The organism is Hufsiella arboris (assembly GCF_009834875.1).
Classification (GTDB): domain Bacteria; phylum Bacteroidota; class Bacteroidia; order Sphingobacteriales; family Sphingobacteriaceae; genus Hufsiella_A; species Hufsiella_A arboris.
This window is the reverse complement of the sequence record NZ_WVHT01000028.1, coordinates 1-2,545: the sequence shown is the minus strand read 5'-3', so window position 1 is coordinate 2,545 and position 2,545 is coordinate 1. Positions and strand designations below refer to the sequence as shown.

Annotated in this window: 1 protein-coding gene; it reads left to right on the top strand. The window is 47.5% G+C overall.

The features are described from left to right. Positions 1 to 502: 502 nt before the first annotated feature. On the top strand, positions 503 to 2,323 hold the full coding sequence (locus GS399_RS20465) for a glycoside hydrolase family 2 protein (RefSeq protein ID WP_160846523.1): 1,821 nt from the start codon (positions 503 to 505) through the stop codon (positions 2,321 to 2,323). The last annotated feature ends 222 nt before the right edge of the window (positions 2,324 to 2,545 follow it).

Genomic DNA, 2,545 nt, shown 5'->3' with positions numbered 1-2,545 from the left:
GGGCACCCCACTTTTTCCTTGACGAAAAAGTTGGCAAAAAGTCAAGAAAAGAAATAAGCTTCAGCCGCACCATCCTACGCGTGGCCCGCATTTCTTTTCAGCCCACCGCTCGCCGGATTTCACGCTAACCTGCAAAACGCCAAATACCTATCACAACGTTCTACACGCCAAAAATTTGCAGGCCGACATTGTACTATCAATGGCAGTAAGGACATGATTGGTTGCTGGGACAGCAATTCGTGATCTGTAGTAACTTAGATCGGCGGCAGAAAGCCAACGTTCAAGCTTCCACAGGCAGCTCCGAAGCACGCCCCGGCCTTCGATATTTGAAGCCGCGGATTTCAGGTTAGTCAGAAATAAAAACACAGCGTGACAGGGCCGTGTACATACCCTAATGACATAAGTGATATAAAATATGAGTACGGAAAGAAACTAAAGCAGCTTCAGTTTTCCCTCTGTTTTAACTATTTTGTTCCCTTCAACTAACCGCCATACACCTGCTATGAACATTTTTCGAAAATCACTTCTGTACTCATTATTTTACTTCGTCGGCTGTCAGGCATTGCTGGCACAGGTCGCAAAGCTGCCAACCAGATGGACCAGAGAAGCGCTGGACACCAAAATACCGTTTTCCGAATATCCCCGTCCCCAATTACAGCGCAACCAATGGATGTGTCTTAACGGGCAATGGGACTACATAGGCGGAAAGGACGTCGCAAACGCTTTAAATCCGATAAAGCCAATCGCATTTGACGGAAAGATAGAAAAGATACGTGTTCCTTATTGCCCTGAATCGGTGCTTTCGGGAATCCAGCGGGCGCAGGAAATTAATTTATGGTATCGCCGTACAGTCGAAGTACCGTCCGACTGGGGAAATAAACAAGTACTTATACATTTCGGCGCCGTGGACCATAACGCAACCTTATTTGTGAACGGACAAAAGGCCGGGACACATTCCGGAGGCTATGATTCTTTCAGCTTTGATATCAGCAGTTTCCTGAAAAAAGGTGAGAATACCCTTGTGGTCGCAGCCTACGATCCGAATGACGGCAAGGCGCCATCGGGAAAGAACGGCCCTCGTGGCGATTACACCTTTTCCTCAGGTATCTGGCAAACAGTATGGCTCGAACCAGTAAATAAAAACTACATTAAAAGCATTCGTCTGCTTCCTGATCCGGCTAACAGTCGCTTAAAAGTAGAAGTGAACAGCGAGGGCGGGGGTAATATAACAGCTATAGCATTAAATGGCAAAAAAGTGGTCGCCCAGGCCAAAGCTGCAGCCGGCACTGTCTTTTACCTTCCAATAGAAAACCCGGTGCTTTGGTCGCCCGACAAGCCCTTCCTGTATGATTTAAAACTTAGCTTATCCGGGAATAATGGAACTGTTACTGATGAAGTGAAGAGTTACTTCGGGATGCGTGATATAAAGCTCGGGAAAGTCAACGGTACCGTAAGACCTTTGCTGAATGGCAAATTCGTAGTGCAGCTCGGCCTCCTCGACCAGGGTTACTGGCCGGACGGGGTACTGACCGCTCCGACTGACGAAGCATTGAAGTATGATATCCAATTCACCAAAGACGCAGGTTACAACCTGATCCGCAAGCATATGAAAACAGAACCGCAGCGCTTTTATTATTGGGCGGACAAACTGGGTTTGCTTGTCTGGCAGGACATGCCAGCCATCTGGTACCAGGATGAGGACACCTTACGAACTCGCAAAGTGTTCCGGCAGGAACTGAAAGCCATAATTGATGATCACTACAATTCACCGTCCATCATTGCCTGGGTGCCTTTTAACGAAAACTGGGGCGCATTTGATGTTAAGAATATAACCGACTGGGTGAAGAAGTACGATACTTCGCGGCTGGTAAACGGTAACTCCGGATTTAATAATAACCCCTCTTATCAGAAACCTTATGGCGACCCGGGGAACGGCGATTTCGTAGATACGCATATATATGTTGGGCCTTATAAAGCTTCAGTTCCGGATGAGCGCCGCGCGGCATCTTTGGGGGAATTCGGTGGTGTGGGCTTATTTACCAGGGATCATATGTGGCCGGTGGAGAATAATGCCTACGATTATGAACCTACCCGCACTGCACTGACTGACCGTTATGTGTTTCTGTTAGATCAGGTCGAACAGCTGATGAAATACAAAGGATTGAGCGTGGCGATCTATACGCAAACAACCGATGTAGAGCACGAGGTGAACGGCCTGCTGACCTACGATCGGGCAGTCGAAAAAATGGAAAACGACCGTATAAAAGCTGTTAATGAAGCAGTGATCAGGGAAGGGGATAAGCTGAATCCACAATTGGAGTAAGCCAGCGTAACAATTGTGAAATAAACGCGTACAACAACTGCCCGCCAAACACACTTTACTATTAAGGCCTCGTAAGGGGCTTTAATAAATTGAAACCGGAGGCATCCCATGCCATAGCTCGTCCTGGCATGCAACATTCGCTTATCGCTTGTATTCCGAGACCGTTTGAGTCTTATCGCAAAGCCGGATCACCGCGTTTTCTTAACGCCAAAAATTTGCAGA